This is a genomic window from Mycobacterium sp. NGS17, assembly GCF_059813205.1.
Map to the genome: position 1 here is coordinate 1 of NZ_JCALED010000073.1, position 203 is coordinate 203.

Consider the following 203-nt stretch of genomic DNA (forward strand, 5'->3'; position numbering starts at 1 on the left):
CGGGTGGGGTTGACCGGGTCGCGGTTTGTGGCGTGTCCGTTCGGTGGGTCGGGGGTGCGGATGTATCGCACTGGGGATTTGGTGCGGTGGCGCTGCGATGGGCAGTTGGAGTATCTGGGTCGTGTCGATGAGCAGGTGAAGATCCGCGGGTATCGGATCGAGCTGGGTGAGATTCAGGCGGTGTTGGCCGGTTTGGCCGGTGT

1 protein-coding gene is annotated in these 203 nt (G+C 64.0%); it reads left to right on the top strand.

Annotated features, from left to right (window positions below; all coding sequences use genetic code 11):
• Positions 1-203, top strand: a 203-nt coding sequence (locus tag AC5Y7E_RS24420) for a hypothetical protein (RefSeq protein ID WP_499950988.1), incomplete at both ends; no start/stop codon positions are given.